This window comes from Peribacillus sp. SIMBA_075 (genome assembly GCF_046534585.1).
Genome location: NZ_JAWRYN010000365.1, coordinates 1 through 298, shown reverse-complemented (window position 1 = coordinate 298; position 298 = coordinate 1). Strand labels below are relative to the sequence as shown.

Below are 298 nucleotides of genomic sequence, written 5' to 3'. Positions count from 1 at the left end.
ATTCAAAGCCCTAAGCATGTTCTGTTGGGGATTCTTGGCTCGCCATCGCTTCGCGCCATGCGAGCAATTCCTGCTTCTCGATCTGTTTTTGAAGCACTTCATCCCACATGCCGCTCCTCGTATTCCAGACCCGGGCGTAAAAGAGGTCCTGTTTCCGGTCATATAATTGAAATTCGATGCACGGGATAGAGTCATGGCCAAGCTCGTCCAGCGCCAAGACATCTGCGACCAGCACTTGATAGCCTTCTTCTGTGGTATTTTTTTCCTGGCCCAGCAGCTCGCGGATGCGGCTCTCGTC

The 298-nt window shown here is 52.7% G+C and carries 1 pseudogene; it reads right to left on the bottom strand.

The features are described 5' to 3' along the window. Positions 1–10: 10 nt before the first annotated feature. Positions 11–298: pseudogene (locus tag SB775_RS28605) on the bottom strand (hypothetical protein); the annotation flags it as partial.